Below are 18907 nucleotides of genomic sequence, written 5' to 3' on the forward strand. Positions count from 1 at the left end.
TTTGTTACGATCGACACAGATCACAGACGGGGGTTGTCACGGATATGCTGACGGACAGGCAGGCACGCGAAGCGGTGGAGCAGTACCGCGAGGAAGGATATGCGGTCGTTCGACAATTTGTCGACGGCGACGAGATGATCCGGCTGAAGAAGGAAACCGATGCGGTCTATGCCGAAGGCCTCAAGCATCACGCCACTTTCCGGCACGGCAACCTGAATTTCCAGATCCTGCCTGAATCGGACTTTGGCCAACGCTATGTGCTGCAGGCTTACTGGTTTTCCTGGATCAATTCCTATTTCGAGCAGTTCCGCCGCAATCCCGACTATCTGAAGCTGCTCGAGGGTCTGATCGGCCGCGACATAAAACAGATCGCCCAACAGCTGCACTGGAAGCCGCCCGGCGCCAATGTCACGGGTTATCGCTTCCACCAGGATCTGCGCTTTCGTAACCAGGCCGCCTTCGACAATGTCGCCGACGCCACCGTGACAACAGGCCTCGCGGTCCATCGGGCGACGCTGGACAATGGCTGCCTTCAGGTCGTGCCCGGCAGCCACAAGCTCGGCTATCTCGGCCTGTCGGACGAGGGAACCGGCGAGCTGATGAAGGGTCTGACCGCCGAAGAAGAGTTGCGCAAGGTCGGCATCGACCCGGCGACCATCGTTCCGCTGGTGCTGGAGCCGGGCGATCTTGCTTTATGGGGGCTGCTCACCGTGCACGGCTCCTCGCCCAACAGGTCACAGCACGACCGCGCCTTTGCACTGTCCAGCTATGTGCGGGCGGATACGACGCAACGTGGCGAATGGGCGTTCAGGGACGGTGTTTCGGTACCGCTCGGCAAGACGCCGGCATTGTGCAAATACGAAAAGCTCTTCGAGGAGCCGGGACCGATGTACGACACCACCGCCTGGTGGAAATGACGCTGCCGCGTCGGGCGACGGGGGCAGCAGGGGCCTGGCGTTCGCGCCAGGCCCCTGACGGCGTTGGCCGGCAACCGGGCAGCATTTCAGGCGGTGAAGTCGGCCGACAGTTCGCGGATCAGGAAATCGACGAACGCGCGCACCTTGGCCGCAATATAGGTGCGGTGCGGATAGAGTGCGTAGATCGGGCTGGAGCCGGGGCGAAACTCATCCAGCTGCACTTCCAGCCGGCCGTCGCTGATCGCAGCATCGACCAGCAGGCTGGGCAGATTGCCGATGCCGAAACCGGCGGTGGTCATCTGGTAGGCGGCCTCGACGCTGTTGGTCGAGATGCGCCCGCCGACAGCCGCATCGAAAGGGCCGTCTGGTCCGATGAAAGGCCATGTGCCAAGCCGCTTGGCGAAATTGCTCAGCACGCAGGAATGGCTTGCCAGCTCATCCGGGTGGACCGGGCGGCCGTTTGTGTCCCAATAATCGGGCGTGGCGCAGACATAGTTGCGAACTTCCCCAAGCCGGCGGGCAATCAAGGCGGAATCGGCCTGACCGCCGAAGCGGATGGCGACATCGTAGCCTTCTTCGACAATGCCGACGACATAACGCGCGGTGAGGTCGAACTCGATCGTGGTGAGCGGGTTCTCTTCGAGGAATTTCGGCACCAGCTTGGTTATGCGCGTGTGGCCCAGAACATTGGAGCAGGAAACCCGGATCAGGCCGCGCGTCTCCTTGTGCAGGCCGCGCGTCGAATCCTGCAGTTCGGAAATGTCGTCGAGCAGGATGCGGGCACGCGGAGCATAGTCGCGGCCCGCCTCTGTGAGGCTGAGGCGCCTTGTGGTGCGATTGATGAGCCGGACGCCGAGGTCGTCTTCCAGTTCCTTGATGGTGCGGCTGACGGCCGTCGTCGACATGTTGAGATCGCGCGCCGCCGCCGACAGGCTGCCCAGCAGGCAGACCCGATCGAACACCCGCATCGCCGTCAGAAGATTCATCTTGCCTTCCCCTCGCCGTCGCGGCCCCGCCGCCATCGGCTGCGTCTTGTAGAAAACAGCGCCCAGCAACGACGCGGCAAGGGCATTCCACCGAATTTGGGCGTAAAATCAACAATGGGAGAACCGATATGACATCCAGACCTCTTCATCCGGCGATCGGCACATTTGCGAAAGGCGCGACGAGCGGCGCGCTTGGCCGCCGCGAGTTCCTGGCGTTGGCCAGCGCCTTCGGCGCCAGCACGGCGATTGCCTATGGGCTCATCGGTCAACCGGTCCCGGCGCGGTCCGAGGAAGCCGCCCAACCCAGAAAGGGCGGCGTGCTGCGTGTTGCCATGCAGGTGATGGAGCTGGAAGACCCGCGCAAGTTCAAGATTTCGCAGATGGGCAACATCGCCATGCAGTTTCTCGAACCGCTGGTGCGCTGGAAGCCGGATTTCACCTTCGAGCCGGTGCTGCTGCAGAGCTGGGAGATCAATGCGGACGCCACGGAATATGTGCTCAAGGTGCGCCCAGGGGTGAAGTGGTCGAACGGCGACGATTTCACCGCCACGGATGTCGCCTTCAACATCACGCGCTGGTGTGAGAAGGATGCCGCTGGCAACTCGATGGCGGGGCGCATGACCGCCCTGATCGATCCCGACACCAAGGTGGCGCGCACTGGTGCCATCGAGGTTCGCGACGACCACACCGTGGTCCTGAAACTGTCGCAGCCCGACATCACCATTATCCCTGCGATGACCGACTACCCGGCATTGATTGTCCACCGCACGTTCAATCCGAAGGCAGCGCCACTGTCGGCCAACCCCGTTTCCACGGGTCCGTTCGAGCTTAAAAAACTCGATGTCGGCGTTGCTGCCTCGGTGCGCAAGCGGCCGGACGGGTCGTGGTGGGGCGGCGAGGTGTTCCTCGACGGCATCGACTGGACCGACTACGGCACCGACTCGGCCGCCACCGTCTCCGCCTTCGAATCCGGTGAGATCGACCTGAACGGCCAGACGCAGTCCTATGATGTCGCCATGCTCGACAGGCTGGGCCTGAAGAAAAGCGAGATCGTCACCGCCGCCACCCTGGTCTCGCGCTGCAACGTCAACGCCAAACCTTATGACGACAAGCGCGTGCGCAACGCCATACAGCTTGCGGTCGACAACGAAGCGGTGCTGCAACTGGGCGCCGACGGCATGGGCATCGTCGCGCAGAACGATCATGTCGGACCGATGCATCCCGAACACGCCGACCTGCCGCCGATCAAACGTGATCCGGCCCGGGCCAGGGCATTGCTCGAGGAAGCCGGCCAGCTCGATTTCGAGTTCGATCTGATCTCGGTCGAAGCCGACTACCGCAAGGAAAGCTCCGATGCCGTCGCCCAGCAGATGCGCGACGCCGGCTTCAAGGTGAAACGCACCGTCATCCCGGAATCGGCGTTCTGGAACGACTGGACGAAGTATCCCTTCGCGACGACCAATTGGAACGCCCGACCGCTCGGCATCCAGACCTATGCGCTTGCCTATCAGACCGGTTCGGCATGGAACGAGACGGGGTTCGCCGATCCAGACTTCGATGCCAAGGTCCACAAGGCCAATTCCATCGCCGATCCGGAGCAGCGCCGTGTGGTAATGAAGGAACTCCAGGTCATGCTGCAGGATTCCGGCATCATCGTTCAGCCTTACTGGCGAAAGCTGTTCTGTCATATGAAACCTGCTTTGATGGGCTACCAGATGCATCAGGCCTATGAGCAGGATTTCACACGGGCCTGGCTCGCCGCCTGATCGCGGACGACCCCTCCGACAGGGCGGCGCATTTCGGGCGCCGCCCTTAGAGCAGTTCACCGTTTCACGGAAATGGCGAGTTGCTCTAACTCTTTGTTTTGAGGCAATTTTGGCCGGAAAACCGCTTCACACTTTTCCTAGAATTGCTCTAGCCTGCTCACCGGGGACGTTGCGCCGAAGCGTCGGCCTCAAGGGCGTTCGAGGAGCAGTGCGGGCTTTGTATCGGGCATGATGCGCAGATGCGCCCACACATGCCCTGCCTTGTCAGGTCGGCCGGAATTGCAGGCCGCCGCACCGGACCGGCTGGCACATCAAGTGTGTGAAACATTCTGGTTTCTGCCTCTGTCATCATCTAGCTCCGGTTCATGGCTGGAGCTTACTTTTGACTGGGGGAAGCGAAACCCGCTTTCCCGGGCAACGACCTTCCCGAAAACCGGGAGAATTCGTGCTCTTGGTGCCGAGAGGGACCCGAAGCAGCAAGACAACCCCATGAGCGGTCTGCCGCACCGGGTTCTATTGCCGGATCTCGACAGGTCTCTGCCGCTCAGTTGAAGTGAATTCGCCTGCCTATTGTGCGGAACTCTAGCCTGTCTTGGACGTTAGACCCGACATCTGAAAGATATTTCCTGCTGACGCGATAGGCAGTATTACGAAGCGGGTGGGACGCCCCGAGCCACACGGCCTGTCGGATATGCAGCAATTTTGCGGTTGAGATCGCGGAACATGCGGCATTATTTCCATCCGATCTGGAGATCTTAAATTGCCAGCTCGAATATGCTGCGTCTTTGGCAGCTGGCAATTGCTCAGCCTGGTTGCCTCACTTCGCCAATCAACAATGGATGGAAGCTCCCCGGCGGATCAGGAGCATGAGGACTATCTCCTGCTTTATGAAACGGCCGGCGTTTCCGAGCATTTCAAGACCGGTCTTGCTGAACTTGCGTCTACAGTATGGACCTGGAGACGGACCATATGGGCGTACGACCTTCTGACGTCCGAGCGTAAATATGGGCAACTGCAAATTTTCCGGATCCATCGTCTGATCCGAGACACAATTGGTCTCGACGCGAGTTCCGTAGCTGAAATCTGGGCCTGCTTCGTTAACCGGCCGTCGGAAAAAATACTGCTGGACTCATACCCAGAAGCCAAGATCGTTTTGTATGAGGATGGCTTGACGTCATACCTTCCATTCGAGATGGCAACCATGTCACGGCCGCCGGGCACAAGGTTTCGACGACGCATCACCGCGGCCTTGATTGCAGGACTCTCTACAATTTCACCGGCGTTCCGATTGAGGAAAGCGGCCGACAGGATAGAAAGACACCATCTGAGACGGGTGACAAAATTTTATTCTTTGCTTCACGAAATCCCCATTCACGATGCACTGGAGAACGTACCGAGATTTCAGGTCGGCGCTTCGCTGATGCGCGACGTAATAGATGAAGCCTGCAGGGATGCGCTTTCCGGCGGCGATGAACATTGCCGTGCGTCAGCCAACCCACGGATCCTGCTGCTCGGCCAGGCATTGTCGCGAAACCGCATAATGTCGTACGCGCAAGAGGCGGCGATCTATAGACGAATTGCGGAGCAGATCGTCGAGAGGGGATACGACGTCGTCTGGAAGGAACATCCCAGAATAAGCAAGCCCTTCTTCCCCGAATTGCTGGATGCAGTTGGCAATGTGACGGCCGACGCCAACACCAGGATCATGGAAGCTAACCTGCCACACATATATCCGATAGAGCTTGTCGTATCCCGGATGAACATCGTTGGCTGCGTCTCCGGCACGTCAGCTGCCCTTCTTTACCTGAAGTGGCTTTACGGCATCAAAACATACACTTTTGCGGAAACCCTGGTGCCCCTCATGACTGGCGCGGATATTCTAATGAGCGAAATGGTAAAAGCCCATGCGGAGCCCTTTTCAACGCTCCAATCTTTGAACGAGACGCAGAAAGGGATGCGTTGAAAGGCGGTAACCCGAATAGCTTGAACACGATCCTCGCTGATCCAAATTCGGACAAACTCGATCTGGGACACCATCGATGTCAAAGCCGCTTTCAGTCCTTCAACGAGCCACCAAGGCCGACGTTCGATCGGAGCCGTTTCCACACATCATCCTGCGCGACGCTCTTCCCCTCGATCTCTACCAGGAATTGGACGGCACGTTTCCCGCTCCGGAAACGCTCGAAATCGATACACGCCGCAACAACACCAGGTGGGATTATGAGGCCCACCGCGTTCGGACAAACGAAGCCGTGCCGCAAATATGGCGCGATTTTATCGCCTACCATGTATCGCAAGCATTTTTCGGCGAGGTCGCTGACCTGTTCTACGACGATATTCACAAGCTTTACCCTGATTATTACCCCAATTATGAACGCCTCAAGAATATGAAAGCGGGCATCAGGTTTAGTGACACCTATGCAACGCGCGACATACTGATGGATGCGATGCTCAGCGGGAACACGCCGGTGACCAATGCCGGATCGGTGCGGACAAGCCACATCGACAATGGCGACAAGCTATTTTCTGGCCTGTTTTATATGAGGCCGGAAGATTATGATGCCGTTGGCGGGGACCTGACAATTAGTCGTTTCCAGTCCAAATACGCCACGCTGAAAGCCAAAGCGACACTCTTCAATGATGCCTATGTCGACGACACCCATTTGGAATGCGTCGAAACAGTTCAATACGACAAGAACATCCTTGTATTGTTCATCAATTCGATTGAATCGGTCCACGGCGTCACAGTCCGCCAACCCACCAACAAATCCCGGCTTTTCGTCAATCTGGTTGGAGAGGTCGAAAAGCCATTCTACATCAAAGGAAAAAAGATACGGCCGCGCTACGTCCCGGCGCATCAAAATCAGGATGAGGCGGAACAGACCTGGCTGAAAAAGCTCAAGCAAAAATTGCGGCTTTAGAAGAACAACGCCGTCGATCCGAGTTTCAGCCTGAACTGCCAATACCGAGCCGGATTCGACTTTCCCGGCGGCCAGGCAAAGATTGGAACAGAATGAGATTTTATCCAGCCGTCGAACGGATCGCCTTTTTCGCCACGCTTGCCGCTGTTCTTGCCCTTGCACTGCTGCCTATACCCCGACTCGAAGAGTACGGGATCGATATCGGTTTCCGTTCCGACAAGCTGAACCACGCCAGCGCCTTTGCCGTCATGACTTTCCTTGGAGGGCTCGGCTGGCCCGATCGAAAAACAAGACTAATCGTCTTCCTGGCCATGATTGGAGCGGCGATCGAGGTCCTGCAGGGCACGGCGCTGATACGGCGCGATCTGGATGTGTTCGACTGGTTTGCCGATTGCGCCGGCATCGCATGTGGCCTCGTGGCCGTGATCTGTGTGAACTGGATCTTGCGGCGCAGAGGTTGAGCCCGCTCTCAAGCCTTATCTGCACGGCGCCGATAGCCACAGGAGTTCGCCCTCGGCTCCATTGACTCAGCGAAATCGGATTGCAACGATCCGATCCGAGAGTGAGCAATTTTTCTAACTTGGCCGGACAGATATTTTGGGCGCGGCACCCAGGAAGTTCGCCATCAGTATTGAGGGACGATGACGATCAAGATCAGGCTTCCGGGCGGTGTGTTGAAGGTCAAGCAACGTCATGAGTTGCGGCGGCGGGAGCACAAGGGCGAAGTCCCGGTCTGGCAGTTTGGCAAATATTTCGTCATCTGGTGGCCCAGTACAATTCCTGATCGACCATCCAAGAGCTCGAATACTGATGAGGAACTTGAAATGAATCTTCCATCGTCTGGAGAAAGCACGTAAGCTCTATGCATCATGGCTTTGCGAATCAGATTGCCGGGGGGCACACTGAAGGTGAAGACCTACCGCGAACTGCGTGATCGCGAGCGGGATCGCAGGGTGCCTGTGCTGAAACTGGGATCGCTCTATTTCGTCTGGTCCCCGGCCAAACATCATTCGCACAGGCACAGTCCGCGGCCCTGACATTTTTTGCCGGGCGAGAACCGCTTGCACCCTTTTCCTGAAATTGCTCCGGTGCGGCCCATTCCAGCCAGCGCGACCTGGGTCAGCTTGCCTCGCGCATGGCCTCGGCCGCCTGCAGGTCGACCGACACCAATTGGCTGACGCCCTGTTCGGCCATGGTGACGCCGAACAGCCGGTTCATGCGCGCCATGGTGATGGGATTGTGGGTGATGATGACGAAGCGCGTCTCGGTGGTGGCGGCCATTTCGTCCATCAGGTTGCAGAAGCGCTCGACATTGTGGTCGTCGAGCGGGGCGTCGACTTCGTCGAGCACGCAGATCGGCGCCGGATTGGTCAGGAACACCGCGAAGATCAGCGACATCGCCGTCAACGCCTGCTCGCCGCCCGACAGCAGCGTCATGGTCTGCGGCTTCTTGCCGGGCGGGCGGGCCAGGATTTCGAGGCCGGCCTCGAGCGGATCGTCGGATTCGATCAGCTGCAATTCCGCCGTGCCGCCGCCGAACAGATGCGAGAACAGCCGCTGGAAATGGCCGTTGACGACATCGAAGGCGGCAAGCAGCCGCTCGCGGCCTTCGCGGTTGAGGCTCTGGATTGCCTGCCTGAGCTTGCGGATCGCCTCGATGATGTCCTCGCGCTCCGACACGATCGCCTCCAGCCGGTCGGAAAGCTCCTTCTGCTCTTCCTCTGCGCGCAGATTGACGGCGCCCAGCCGTTCGCGCTCGATCTTCAGCCGGTCCAGCTGACGCTCGATCTCGGGCATCTCAGGCATCGGGCTGTCAGCCTCCAGACCGGTATGGCGAATAACCAGATGCGGCGGTGTGTTCAGCGTTTCCTGGATGCGCGCCTCGACCTCCAGCCGGCGTTCGTCGGCCGCGGTCAGCCGCTCTTCGGCGCGAACGCGGGTCTCGCGAGCCTCGGCCAGGAACTGGATGGCGCCGGTGGCGGCCTTGTCCAGTTCGGATTGCCGGTTCTCCGCTTCCTGCAGACGGTCGGCCGCCGCCTTGCGCAAGGTTTCGGCCTCGGTGAGCTGCGACAGCAGGGCGCGCCGCTTGGCGTCGATTTCATCGGGCGCATCCGCCAGCCGCTCGCGTTCGGCCTCGGCCTCGGCCTTGCGTTCGCCAAGCGAGGCGATCTGCGTCGAGGCGTTTTCGGCCCGCTCCAGCCAATTGCTGCGCTCGGCGCCAATGGCATCGAGCCGGCGCGCGCGCGCCTCGGCTTCGCGCCGCAGCCCCTCATGCACCGCACGCGCATCGGCAAGCGCGGCGCGGTCGCGGGCGACATTGGCCGAGGATTGTTCGAGCTGCAATTGCAGATCGCCAAGATCGGGCGCGTCCTGCAGCAGCATTTCCGCCTCGGCGAAGGCGGCCGAAATCTCCTCATGGCTGTCGACGATGCGGGCGCGCGCTTCATCGAGTGCTGCGCGCCGGCTCTGCAATTCGCCGCCGGCCCTCTCGGCCTCGGCCAGTGTATTGCGGGCGGCGTCCAGCCGATGCTGTGCGTCACGACCGGCCTGGCGCGTGTTGCGCTCGGCCTCGCTTGCCAGGCGGAGCGCCTGTTCGGCCTCTCCCAGCGCCTCCTCGGCCTGGCGCAGGACGAGCGTCGCCTGTATCGCCTCGGCATCGAGCTCAGCCAGCCGGTTCTTCTGCGCCAGCCGTTGCGCCGCGGCGGTCGGCGCATCGGCGCTGGCGGTAAAGCCGTCCCAGCGCCACAGCGCGCCTTCACGGCTGACCAGCCGCTGGCCGGGAGCAAGCAGCGGCTGCAACCGGCGGCCATCGCCGGCGGCATCGACGATACCGATCTGCGCCAGGCGGCGGGCGAGCTGTGCCGGCGCGTGGACCACGCTGGCCAGGCTCTTCACGCCTTCCGGCAGAGCCGCGTCGCCGGGTTGGATCGCGCCTTCGCCCCAATGCACCGGCGCGCTGCGGTCGAGCGGCACGTCGAGGTCTTCGCCAAGGGCTGCACCCAGCGCCGTTTCGAAACCGCGATCGACGCTGATCTGCTCCAGCACGGCCGGGAAGAGATCGCCGCTGGCGGCATTGAGGATTTTTGCCAGCGTGCGCGCTTCGGTTTCGATCCTTGCCAGCTCGGCCCTGGCATCCTGAAGCGGTGGCCGGGCAGCGCTTTCGGCAGCGCGGGCATCGATGACCGACTGCTCGGCCTCGGACACGGCAGCCTCGGCCTCCTCCAGCAGCGCCATGGCCTGTTCGACCAGCACCCGCTTCTCGGCCGGATCGGGCAGGCCAGCGACCTTGGAGAGTATCTCCGACAATTCCCGGTCGACATCGGCAAGCTGACGCGCGAAGCGGTCGCGGCGCTCGGCGGTATCGCGCAGCGTCCGTTCGATCTGGTTGCGCGAGGCGGCAGCCTCGGCCCGCTCGGCAGTCAGCGCGGCGAGTTTGGCTTCGCTTTGTGAAAGCGTAGATGCCGCTTGTTCGAAAGCCGCGCGGGTGGTGGCCTCGCGCTCGGCGGCACCAGCATTTTCCGAATTGAGTGCCGCCTCTTCGGCGCGCAGGCGCTCGAGAATGTCCGCGTTGTCGCGGACCATGCGCTCCTCACGCGCGATATCGCCGTCGAGCTGCTGCAGCCGGCGCTCGAGTTCGCTCTGACGGGCGCGGATGCGGCCGGCTTCCTCTTCGATCTGCGACTTGGCGATCGAGAGGCGCTGGAAGGCAGCGGCGGCGGCGGCTTCCGCGTCGCGCAGGTCCGGCAGCCTATGAGCGCCGATGCCTTGCTCCCTGGCGGCGGCCATCTGGGCCGCGGCGCGGTCGCCGACCAGTGCCGTGGCAACCGCCAGCGCCGAACGCGCCTCGCCTTCCTGGATCTTGGCCAGTGTCCAGCGCAGATGCAACAGCGTCGCTTCTGCCTTGCGGATATCGGCCGACAGGTTCTTGAAGCGGGACGCCTGGCGCGCCTGGCGCTTCAGGCTTTCGATCTGGCTTTCCAGCTCGCCGACGACGTCGTCCAGCCGTTCCAGGTTCTGTTCGGCCGCCTTCAGCCGCAGTTCTGCCTCGTGGCGGCGGGTGTGCAGGCCGGAAATGCCTGCCGCCTCTTCGAGCAGGGCGCGGCGTGCCTGGGGCTTGGCCTGGATCAGTTCGCCGATGCGGCCCTGGCCGACCATCGACGGCGAACGCGCACCGGTCGACTGGTCGGCGAACAGAAGCTGCACGTCCTTGGCGCGGGCCTCCTTGCCGTTGATACGGTAAAGCGAGCCGGCCTCGCGCTCGATGCGGCGCGACACCTGCAGTTCGTCGGCATCGTTGAAGGCAGCAGGCGCCGAGCGGTCACTGTTGTCGAGGAAAAGCGTGACTTCGGCGGTGTTGCGGGCGGGCCGAGTGCCCGAGCCGGAAAAGATGACGTCGTCCATGCCGGACGCGCGCATATTCTTGTAGGAGCTTTCGCCCATCACCCAGCGCAACGCCTCGACAAGGTTCGACTTGCCGCAGCCATTCGGTCCGACAATGCCGGTCAGGCCGCGTTCGATGACGAACTCGCCGGGCTCGACGAAGGACTTGAAACCGAGGAGGCGAAGGCGCGAAAACTTCATTCGCGCCGCCCGCTAAGCGGATTTCGGTGGTTTTGCGAAAGGAAGTCGCGGCACGACGAGAAGCCGCGCACGCCGAAGCGCCGCCGCCTCAGGGCTGACTGGACGTCAGAGCAGAGGGTCGATGATGGCCGACATTTCCTCAATCGACATCGCCCCCTTGTAGGTCTTACCGTTGATGAAGAAGGTCGGTGTCGAGTCGACCTTGAATTCATTGGCGCCGCGCTTCTGGACCGATCTCACATCGTCCAGAAGTTTCTGGTCCGTCAAGCAGGCCTCGAAGGACTCCTGTGTAAAACCGGCGAGCTTCGAGATTTGCAGCAGCGCATCCTTGGTATTCTGGACGCCAACCCAGTTCGCCTGCTGCCGGAACAGGACGTCGACCATGGGGTAATAGTTATCCTTGGCGCAGCGCGCCAGCATAAAACCGGCTTCGGCGCTCGGGTCGAACGGGAATTCGCGCAGGATGTAGCGAACCTTGCCGGTGTCGATGTACTTGGTCTTCAGGTCCGGAAAGGTGGTCTCGGCGAAATGCGCGCAATGCGGGCAGGTCATCGAGGCGTATTCGACGATGGTGACCTTGGCGTCGTCCTTGCCAAGCTGCTTGTCGGGCAGCGCGCCCGGCTTCATCAGTTCCGTCATGTCCACGGTGCCCTGGGCTTCCGGCGCGGTGGCGGCGGCCGGCGTGGCCGGCTTTGCGGGAGCGGCCGGCTCAGCGGGCTTTACATTCGCAGCCTTCGCCTCCTCGCCAGAGTCGCTGCAGGCCGCGAGCAGGGCCACCGCCGGAATGGCGGCCAGCGAAGACAGGACGTTTCTGCGAGACAAGCTTTGGCCAAACGGGGGACGGTTCATACGAATCACCTGACAAGGGTTGGATTTTGCAATGCAAAGACACGAAAAGGCGAGAGTTGGCGCGAATTAAGGCATCTCGATCCCCAATCCAATCGCGAAACCTGACAAGGGCGATCACGAATGCGAGATATAGACGACGAATCCATGACTTTCTTCAAGACGCCTATGATTTTCTCTCCCCAATAATGGTCGCGCCAAGTTTCTCCAGCGAGGCGCGCAGTCCTTCATTATCGACCAGGCCGACAGTCCCCGACAATTTCGTCTTCTCAGCCGCGGTCAGCGGTCTCAGGGCCGGTCTGCGCTTTCCTTTGTCGGCTGTCACCGGCTTCTGCAGGATCCGGATGCGGTTGATGGCGGTGAAACCGAGGAAGGCGTTGACCCGGTTGATGATCTCGCCCGTCTCGTGCTGCAGATGAAGTGCCGCCATGCCTTCGCAGGCAATGACCAGCACGGCCGGCTCGAACGGATCGTCCTCATGCATACGGCGCGGCCACTGGATTTTTTCGGGGCGCGAATGGCTGGCCAGCCGCGGGCCGGCGATCTCGTCCCATGACTGGACGAGGCCGATCGAAATGCCGGCCCGCTTGCGCAGCACCGGATCGAGGATCCTGGTCGCGAGATCGCTGACCGGGACGGGATTGCCGTAGGGCGTTCTCCCTGCCATGTACGTCCTCCAGCGACGACCCAGCAGATACCGGCCAGGCCAATACAAGATCAATGGCACCAGCAGACCAGACCCGCAAGACCGCATCCTGGGATAGTGGCAAAGCCACATCCGGAGATAGCAGCATAGCTGCATCTGGAGATAGCAGCACAGCTGCATCCGGTGTCAGCGACGATATCGCATCCCGCCTGCTCGGCTGGTATGATGTGCATCACCGTGAATTGCCGTGGCGCATCACGCCCCGTGAGCATGCACGCGGCGTGCGGCCTGATCCCTACCGCATCTGGCTCTCCGAGGTCATGCTGCAGCAGACCACCGTCGAAGCAGTGAAGGCCTATTTCCGGGTATTCGTCGAGAAATGGCCCGATGTCGAGGCGCTGGCCGCGGCGCCGACCGAGGACGTGATGAAGGCGTGGGCGGGGCTCGGCTACTACTCCCGCGCCCGCAATCTCAAGGCCTGTGCCGATCTTGTGGCCGCGCGTGGCGGCCGGTTTCCCGACACGGAGACCGGTTTGAGAGAATTGCCCGGCATCGGCGCCTATACGTCGGCGGCCATCACGGCGATTGCCTTCGATCGCCCCGCCGCGGTTGTCGACGGCAATGTCGAACGTGTCATCTCCCGGCTGTTTTCGATCACAACCCCGCTCAGCGAAGCCAAGCCCGAGATCCGCGCCCATGTCGAGCGCATGGTGCCCGGGATAAGGCCTGGCGACTTCGCCCAGGCGATGATGGATCTCGGCGCCACCATCTGTACGCCACGCCGGCCACGCTGCATGCTGTGCCCGCTGCGCGAAGACTGCGACGCCGTCGTTTCAGGCGATCCCGAGTACTTCCCGGTGCGCCTGCCCAAGGCCGACAAGCCGCAGCGGCACGGCGCGGCCTTTGTCGCCGTACGGGCCGACGGCGCCATCCTTCTGCGCAAACGGGCCGAGAAGGGCTTGCTCGGCGGCATGACCGAGGTGCCGACGACAGGCTGGACCGCGCGCATCGATGGGGCAACCACGCAAGCGGCCGCGCCGTTTCCCGCCGACTGGCGGCATGCGGGCCGCATTGCGCATGTCTTCACGCATTTCGCTCTCCAACTCGAAGTCTTTCACGCTCACATCAAAGGTGATGCGCCATACGGGCATTTCTGGTCGCTCGCTCACGAGATTTCCGGCGAGGCGCTGCCGACTGTCATGAAAAAGGCAATCGAGGCTGCGATACCCGGCGCGACGAAAAAGCCGTCGCCACACAGTGCAAAGAGGCCCCATGACTGAAATACGCCACATCGTTTTCGACATCGGCCGCGTGCTGATCCACTACGATCCCAACATTCCGTTCAGCCGCCTCATTCCGGATGCCGAAGAGAGAAAGTGGTTTTTCGACAATGTCTGCACGCATGATTGGAACATCGAGCAGGATCGCGGCCGGACCTGGGCAGAGGCCGAGGCGCTGCTGATCGCGGACCATCCCGATCACGCGGAAAACATCCGCGGTTTCCGCCGCCACTGGCACGAGATGGTGCCGCATGCCTATGAGGACAGCGTCGCCATCATGGTCGGTCTGATCGAGAGCGGCCACGACGTGACCATGCTGACCAATTTTGCCAGCGACACGCTGGCCGAGGCACGCGAACGCTTCGATTTTCTCAATCGTCCGCGCGGCGTGACGGTGTCGGCTGACATCCGCCAGATCAAGCCCGACCGAGCCATCTACGATCACCACGTCGCCGCATTCGGCCTCGAACCGGCCGCGACGCTGTTCATCGATGACAGCCAGAAGAATGTCGACGGCGCCAAGGCGGCAGGCTGGCAATCGGTGCTGTTCACCGACGCAAGGACGCTTCAAGCAGACCTTGAACGTCTCGGAATCAAGGCCTGATTTGAATCGCTTCGCGCGATCCGTTGAGCCTTTGAATCAACGGCATTCGAAGCAATTGGCAGGGGCTCAGGCCCCTGCCCGCTCCATGCCGAGCCGCGCGATGCGGCGAAGCTCGTCGATCGGGGTCAGGCCACCGCTGCGCTCATAATGCCAGAAGGTCCAGCCGTTGCAGGCATCCAGCCCCTGCACTTCGGCGCCGACCTTGTGGATCGAACCGGCGCTGTCGCCGATCGCCACCGTGCCGTCGGCCCGCACCTTGGCCGCCCAGCGCTTCTTGGCATCGTAGAGCGTCGCACCCGGCATCATCAGGCCGGTGTCGATCAGGCTGACGAAGGCAACGCGCGGCTCGGCGCGCTTGCCCGTGAGAACGGTGAGATCGGCACCATCCAGCGGCCGCACCGCGTCGATGCGCTCGTTGGCGGCGTCGATGTAGGCCTGCTCGCGCTCGATGCCGACGAAATGGCGGCCGAGGCGCTTGGCCACCGCGCCGGTGGTGCCGGAGCCGAAGAACGGATCGAGCACGATGTCGCCCGGTTTGGTCGAGGCCATCATGATGCGGGCAAGCAGCGCTTCCGGCTTCTGCGTCGGGTGCAGCTTGTCGCCATTGTCGTTCTTCAGCCGCTCGCCGCCGGTGCAGATCGGAAACAGCCAGTCGGAGCGCATCTGGATGTCGTCGTTGGACGCCTTCATCGCTTCGTAGTTGAAGGTATAGCCCTTGCCCTTCTGGTCGCGCGTGGCCCAGATCATCGTCTCATGCGCGTTCTGGAAGCGGCGGCCACGGAAATTCGGCATCGGATTGGTCTTGCGCCAGACGACGTCGTTGAGGATCCAGAAGCCGAGATCCTGCATCTTGGCGCCGACCCGGAAGATGTTGTGATAGGAGCCGATGACCCAGATGGTGCCGTTAGGCTTCAAGACCCGGCGCGCGGCGAGCAGCCAGGCTCGGGTGAAGGCGTCATAGGCCTCGAAACTTTCGAACTGGTCCCAGTCGTCGTCGACGGCGTCGACCTTTGACTGATCGGGCCGGTGCAGGTCGCCGTCGAGTTGCAGATTGTAGGGTGGGTCGGCGAAGATGACGTCGATCGACTTTTCGGGCAACCGGTCGAGTGCTGCGACGCAGTCGCCCTTGAGGATCGTGTCCAGCCATTCGGATTGCTGGGGAGCGTGGGATAGCTCGTCGAGAAGACGCACGGCAGACATTCTGACACCCAAGGCACGCGTTACTGTTTACTCTCCGTTATGGTTACCGATCAGCGTAAATATTCCGTGAAGGCCGCTGAATTTGCGAAGGTGGCCCTGTTGGTGTATGCCGCGCCGCCTGAGCCTCCCGAGGCCCCTTCATCCTCCCATTGTCCGGATCACCATGCCCCAGCCAGACCTTGTCATCTTCGATTGCGACGGCGTGCTCGTCGATTCCGAAATCATCGCCGCCCGCGTCGAGGCGGAACTGCTGACCCTGGCCGGGTACGAAATATCGGCTGAAGAGATTTCCGAGACCTATGCCGGACTGACCTTCAAGGACATCATGATGCGGGTCGAGGAGAAATCCAGCATTCCGTTCCAGGCTTCGCTGATCGACCGTGCCGAGGACCTGGTCGACCGCAAATTGCGCAGCGACGTCCGCGCCATAGATGGGGTTCGCGAGGCGGTCGCCGCGGTAACGGCGCCGCGCTGCGTCTGCTCGAATTCTCGCTCGGAGCGGATCGAGTTCATGCTGGAGAAGGTGCATCTGCTGCCGTTTTTCGCCGGCCGTATCTTTTCGGCGCTGGAAATACCAAGCAAGAAGACCAAGCCGGCGCCCGACGTGTTCCTGTTCGCGGCGGAGACGCTCAACGCCAACCCGGCGAACACTTTCGTCATCGAGGATTCCGTGCACGGCGTCCACGGCGCCAGGGCGGCAGGCATGCGGGTGATCGGCTTCACCGGCGCCGCCCACAGCTATCCCGGCCATGCCGACGCGCTGACCGAAGCCGGCGCCGAAACGGTCATCCGCCGCTGGGCGGAGCTGAAAAGCGTGATCGCGGCGCTGTCGGAGTGGTCGGATGCCTGAGAAGCGTGCGCCGCGACGCACGCCTCATGCAACTGCCGAGACCTAGTTCGTCGCGGCAGCCCTCTTGCGGCGGGTCTTCTTCGACTTGTCGGCCGTTGCCTGATGCGCGGTTTCGTCATAGCCGGCAAAGGCCTGATAATCCTGGGCCGTCGGCTCGGGCACGACGACATTGGAATCGGTGAAGACGAACTGCGTGGCAACCGAAGGATCGGTGACCTGGACCTGATACTGGTGGAGCTGCGAATAGAGGACCTCGGTGCCGTGCATCACCGCCGTTCGGATCGGCATGGTGATCGTGCCTGGAGAAAACTTCGGTCCGGGGACAATCTTGCCGGCGACCGCAATCTTCATCGTCAACTGGCCGTTGGCACGGCTGCAGTCGCGTGTCACGTCGCTGACCGACGCCTGGTAGATGATGTTGGCCGAATCGTCGGGCGGCGTTGCAGCAGCGGCGTCAGCCTCGGCCTGGGCCGCGGCATCCTGCGCGGCATCGCCGGTCTTCTTGATCCTGGGCTTGGGCTTCTGAGCTTCCCTGGAATAGGTGTTGAAGAAGGCCGTGCCGTCCCGCACCGTCACCCTGGGACAATAGGCCTGCAACTGGCTGGCCAGGATCTTGGGATCCTGCGGCGGCGGTGGCGCCGTCGGGTCCTCCTTCTTGCCGATGCCGAGGTTCAGGATGCCATTGTCGCCCGATTGGCAGCCGGCGGCGGCAAGCATAAAGCCGGTGAGCGCAAGACCCGCCAAAAAGCGACCACTGAATGTACGAAACGCCATGAAACTGCACTTCCCTCTCGCAAAGCTGGTGACGTATATCAACCGCGCGGCAAAAATGCGACTGAGCCAGCGCAGAATTAACCACCTTGCGGTGGACGGAAAAAGCCAGGCAGTAACGGAATTGTGACATGCACTATGTGAGTACCCGCGGGGAAGCCCCCGTTCTTGGATTTTCCGACGCCGTGCTGGCTGGGCTGGCGCGCGACGGCGGGCTCTACGTGCCGCGCGAGTGGCCACAGTTTTCCGCCGCCGAGATCCGCGCCATGCGCGGCCTTGCCTATCCCGACCTTGCCATCCGCGTGCTGTCGCCGTTCCTTGGCGGCGAAATCCCGGCGCCCGTCTTCGAGCGGCTGGTCCGCGAAGCCTATGCCACCTTCCGCCACGAGGCCGTCTGCCCGCTGGTGCAGACCGGCCCCAACACCTTCGTCCTGGAACTCTTCCACGGGCCGACGCTCGCCTTCAAGGACGTGGCGATGCAGCTTCTGGCCCGGCTGATGGACCATGTGCTTGCCGAACGCGACCAGCACGCCACCATCGTCGGCGCCACCTCGGGCGATACCGGCGGGGCGGCCATCGATGCCTTTGCCGGTCGCAGCCGGACCGACATCTTCATCCTTTTCCCGCATGGCCGCGTCTCGCCGGTGCAGCAGCGGCAAATGACGACGTCGACGGCTGCAAACGTCCATGCGCTGGCGATCGAAGGCAATTTCGACGATTGCCAGGGCCTGCTCAAGGACATGTTCAACGATCACGGCTTTCGCGACCGGGTGGCGCTTTCGGGCGTCAATTCGATCAATTGGGCCCGCATCATGGCCCAGATCGTCTATTATTTCTCCTCGGCGCTGTCGCTCGGCGCGCCGGACAGGCCGGTTTCCTTCACCGTGCCGACCGGCAATTTCGGCGATATCTTTGCCGGCTATGCCGCCAAGAAGATGGGCTTGCCGATCGATCGGCTGGTCATTGCCACCAATGACAACGACATCCTGGCGCGCACTTTTTCGACCGGCGAATACCGCACCAAGGGCGTCTTTGCGACCACGTCGCCGTCGATGGATATCCAGGTGTCGTCGAATTTCGAACGCTTGCTGTTCGAGGCCTCCGGCCGTGACGCCGCGACCGTGCGGCGCTACATGGACGGCCTGAAGCAGTCCGGTGCTTTCACCATCGAACCCCACCAAATTGCCGGGATGCGGTCCGAATTCGACGCCGGCCGCGCTGATATGGACGAGGTCGCCGCCACCATCCGCTCGACGCTCGCGACCAGCAACTATCTGCTCGATCCGCACACTGCGGCAGCCGTGCATGTCGCCGCAGGCAAGGCGTCAGGCGCCGTGCCGATGGTGGTGCTGGGTACAGCGCACCCGGCAAAATTCCCGGCCGCCGTCGAAGCCGCCAGCGGCGTGTCGCCCGCACTGCCCGCGTGGCTAGGTGGGTTGATGACATCGGAGGAAAAATACACGGTACTTCCATCCGACCTGAAAATGGTGGAAGATTACGTCGGCCGCCGCGCGCGGGCGGCGCGTTAGGGAGTAGTAG

At 62.0% G+C, this 18907-nt stretch carries 17 protein-coding genes; 11 read left to right on the forward strand and 6 right to left on the reverse strand.

Annotated elements, in window-relative coordinates; all coding sequences use genetic code 11:
• The first annotated feature begins 44 nt into the window (after window positions 1–44).
• Complete coding sequence (locus M729_RS0133025; RefSeq protein ID WP_245267686.1) at window positions 45–917, forward strand: phytanoyl-CoA dioxygenase family protein; 873 nt, start codon at window positions 45–47, stop codon at window positions 915–917.
• Between the two features lie 86 nt (window positions 918–1003).
• On the opposite strand, the gene M729_RS0133030 is transcribed toward M729_RS0133025, so the two are convergent.
• On the reverse strand, window positions 1004–1903 hold the full coding sequence (locus M729_RS0133030; RefSeq protein WP_013532748.1) for a LysR family transcriptional regulator: 900 nt from the start codon (window positions 1901–1903) through the stop codon (window positions 1004–1006).
• A 128-nt stretch (window positions 1904–2031) separates the two neighbouring features.
• Between M729_RS0133030 and M729_RS0133035 the strand changes: the two genes are divergently transcribed.
• The 5 genes from M729_RS0133035 to M729_RS1000000138185 all read left to right on the forward strand — a co-directional run bounded on the left by M729_RS0133035 (window position 2032) and on the right by M729_RS1000000138185 (window position 7447).
• Window positions 2032–3669: an ABC transporter substrate-binding protein gene (locus M729_RS0133035; RefSeq protein WP_027164134.1), complete on the forward strand. Its 1638-nt coding sequence runs from the start codon at window positions 2032–2034 to the stop codon at window positions 3667–3669.
• 760 nt (window positions 3670–4429) lie between these two features.
• On the forward strand, window positions 4430–5632 hold the full coding sequence (locus M729_RS0133040) for an alpha-2,8-polysialyltransferase family protein (RefSeq protein WP_245267687.1): 1203 nt from the start codon (window positions 4430–4432) through the stop codon (window positions 5630–5632).
• 76 nt (window positions 5633–5708) lie between these two features.
• On the forward strand, window positions 5709–6590 hold the full coding sequence (locus tag M729_RS0133045) for a hypothetical protein (protein WP_027164136.1): 882 nt from the start codon (window positions 5709–5711) through the stop codon (window positions 6588–6590).
• A 92-nt stretch (window positions 6591–6682) separates the two neighbouring features.
• Window positions 6683–7051, forward strand: coding sequence for a hypothetical protein (locus tag M729_RS0133050; RefSeq protein WP_024503628.1), 369 nt, complete (start codon window positions 6683–6685; stop codon window positions 7049–7051).
• A gap of 180 nt (window positions 7052–7231) precedes the next feature.
• Window positions 7232–7447 carry a hypothetical protein gene (locus M729_RS1000000138185; protein ID WP_082827353.1) on the forward strand — a complete coding sequence of 72 codons (216 nt, stop codon included), beginning with the start codon at window positions 7232–7234 and terminating at the stop codon, window positions 7445–7447.
• Between the two features lie 262 nt (window positions 7448–7709).
• Here the strand turns inward: M729_RS1000000138185 and smc are convergent, their stop codons facing one another.
• The 3 genes from smc to M729_RS0133075 all read right to left on the reverse strand — a co-directional run bounded on the left by smc (window position 7710) and on the right by M729_RS0133075 (window position 12684).
• Window positions 7710–11171: a chromosome segregation protein SMC gene (smc, locus tag M729_RS0133065; protein ID WP_027164137.1), complete on the reverse strand. Its 3462-nt coding sequence runs from the start codon at window positions 11169–11171 to the stop codon at window positions 7710–7712.
• A gap of 105 nt (window positions 11172–11276) precedes the next feature.
• Window positions 11277–12020, reverse strand: a complete 744-nt coding sequence (locus tag M729_RS0133070; RefSeq protein WP_013532754.1) for a DsbA family protein — start codon at window positions 12018–12020, stop codon at window positions 11277–11279.
• 163 nt (window positions 12021–12183) lie between these two features.
• Window positions 12184–12684: a DUF721 domain-containing protein gene (locus M729_RS0133075; RefSeq protein ID WP_013532755.1), complete on the reverse strand. Its 501-nt coding sequence runs from the start codon at window positions 12682–12684 to the stop codon at window positions 12184–12186.
• A gap of 53 nt (window positions 12685–12737) precedes the next feature.
• Between M729_RS0133075 and mutY the strand changes: the two genes are divergently transcribed.
• A complete protein-coding gene (mutY, locus tag M729_RS0133080; protein WP_027164138.1) occupies window positions 12738–13943 on the forward strand; it encodes an A/G-specific adenine glycosylase in 1206 nt (401 codons plus the stop codon).
• Complete coding sequence (locus M729_RS0133085) at window positions 13936–14547, forward strand: HAD family phosphatase (protein WP_027164139.1); 612 nt, start codon at window positions 13936–13938, stop codon at window positions 14545–14547. Before mutY ends, M729_RS0133085 begins: the two co-directional genes overlap by 8 nt.
• 66 nt (window positions 14548–14613) lie before the next feature.
• Here the strand turns inward: M729_RS0133085 and M729_RS0133090 are convergent, their stop codons facing one another.
• Window positions 14614–15747: a site-specific DNA-methyltransferase gene (locus M729_RS0133090; protein ID WP_013532758.1), complete on the reverse strand. Its 1134-nt coding sequence runs from the start codon at window positions 15745–15747 to the stop codon at window positions 14614–14616.
• Between the two features lie 163 nt (window positions 15748–15910).
• On the opposite strand from M729_RS0133090, the gene M729_RS0133095 reads away from it, so the two are divergent.
• The gene (locus M729_RS0133095; protein ID WP_024503624.1) at window positions 15911–16597 is read left to right on the forward strand and encodes an HAD family hydrolase; all 687 of its coding nucleotides are present in this window, start codon (window positions 15911–15913) and stop codon (window positions 16595–16597) included.
• Window positions 16598–16639: 42 nt separating this feature from the next.
• On the opposite strand, the gene M729_RS0133100 is transcribed toward M729_RS0133095, so the two are convergent.
• Entirely contained in the window at window positions 16640–17371 is a 732-nt protein-coding gene (locus tag M729_RS0133100) for a hypothetical protein (RefSeq protein WP_024503623.1), read from the reverse strand.
• On the opposite strand from M729_RS0133100, the gene M729_RS1000000139810 reads away from it, so the two are divergent.
• Window positions 17370–17498, forward strand: coding sequence for a hypothetical protein (locus M729_RS1000000139810; RefSeq protein WP_255337193.1), 129 nt, complete (start codon window positions 17370–17372; stop codon window positions 17496–17498). The two genes, M729_RS0133100 and M729_RS1000000139810, sit on opposite strands and share 2 nt — an antisense overlap.
• A gap of 1 nt (window position 17499) precedes the next feature.
• Window positions 17500–18897, forward strand: coding sequence for a threonine synthase (gene thrC, locus M729_RS0133105; protein ID WP_027164140.1), 1398 nt, complete (start codon window positions 17500–17502; stop codon window positions 18895–18897).
• Window positions 18898–18907 lie beyond the last annotated feature (10 nt).

The sequence above is a fragment of the Mesorhizobium sp. WSM1293 genome (genome assembly GCF_000513875.1).
In the GTDB taxonomy this organism is placed as follows: Bacteria; Pseudomonadota; Alphaproteobacteria; order Rhizobiales; family Rhizobiaceae; genus Mesorhizobium; species Mesorhizobium ciceri.

Excerpts from the sequence above, each read along its gene's own strand:
- thrC (WP_027164140.1), top strand. The coding sequence starts at position 17,500 with ATGCACTATGTGAGTACCCGCGGGGAAGCCCCCGTTCTTGGATTTTCC.
- M729_RS0133045 (WP_027164136.1), top strand. The coding sequence starts at position 5,709 with ATGTCAAAGCCGCTTTCAGTCCTTCAACGAGCCACCAAGGCCGACGTT.
- mutY (WP_027164138.1), top strand. The coding sequence starts at position 12,738 with ATGGCACCAGCAGACCAGACCCGCAAGACCGCATCCTGGGATAGTGGC.
- M729_RS0133035 (WP_027164134.1), top strand. The coding sequence starts at position 2,032 with ATGACATCCAGACCTCTTCATCCGGCGATCGGCACATTTGCGAAAGGC.
- M729_RS0133085 (WP_027164139.1), top strand. The coding sequence starts at position 13,936 with ATGACTGAAATACGCCACATCGTTTTCGACATCGGCCGCGTGCTGATC.
- M729_RS0133090 (WP_013532758.1), bottom strand. The coding sequence starts at position 15,747 with ATGTCTGCCGTGCGTCTTCTCGACGAGCTATCCCACGCTCCCCAGCAA.
- M729_RS0133030 (WP_013532748.1), bottom strand. The coding sequence starts at position 1,903 with ATGAATCTTCTGACGGCGATGCGGGTGTTCGATCGGGTCTGCCTGCTG.
- smc (WP_027164137.1), bottom strand. The coding sequence starts at position 11,171 with ATGAAGTTTTCGCGCCTTCGCCTCCTCGGTTTCAAGTCCTTCGTCGAG.
- M729_RS0133095 (WP_024503624.1), top strand. The coding sequence starts at position 15,911 with ATGCCCCAGCCAGACCTTGTCATCTTCGATTGCGACGGCGTGCTCGTC.
- M729_RS0133025 (WP_245267686.1), top strand. The coding sequence starts at position 45 with ATGCTGACGGACAGGCAGGCACGCGAAGCGGTGGAGCAGTACCGCGAG.
- M729_RS0133075 (WP_013532755.1), bottom strand. The coding sequence starts at position 12,684 with ATGGCAGGGAGAACGCCCTACGGCAATCCCGTCCCGGTCAGCGATCTC.
- M729_RS0133100 (WP_024503623.1), bottom strand. The coding sequence starts at position 17,371 with ATGGCGTTTCGTACATTCAGTGGTCGCTTTTTGGCGGGTCTTGCGCTC.
- M729_RS0133070 (WP_013532754.1), bottom strand. The coding sequence starts at position 12,020 with ATGAACCGTCCCCCGTTTGGCCAAAGCTTGTCTCGCAGAAACGTCCTG.
- M729_RS0133050 (WP_024503628.1), top strand. The coding sequence starts at position 6,683 with ATGAGATTTTATCCAGCCGTCGAACGGATCGCCTTTTTCGCCACGCTT.
- M729_RS1000000139810 (WP_255337193.1), top strand. The coding sequence starts at position 17,370 with ATGAAACTGCACTTCCCTCTCGCAAAGCTGGTGACGTATATCAACCGC.
- M729_RS1000000138185 (WP_082827353.1), top strand. The coding sequence starts at position 7,232 with ATGACGATCAAGATCAGGCTTCCGGGCGGTGTGTTGAAGGTCAAGCAA.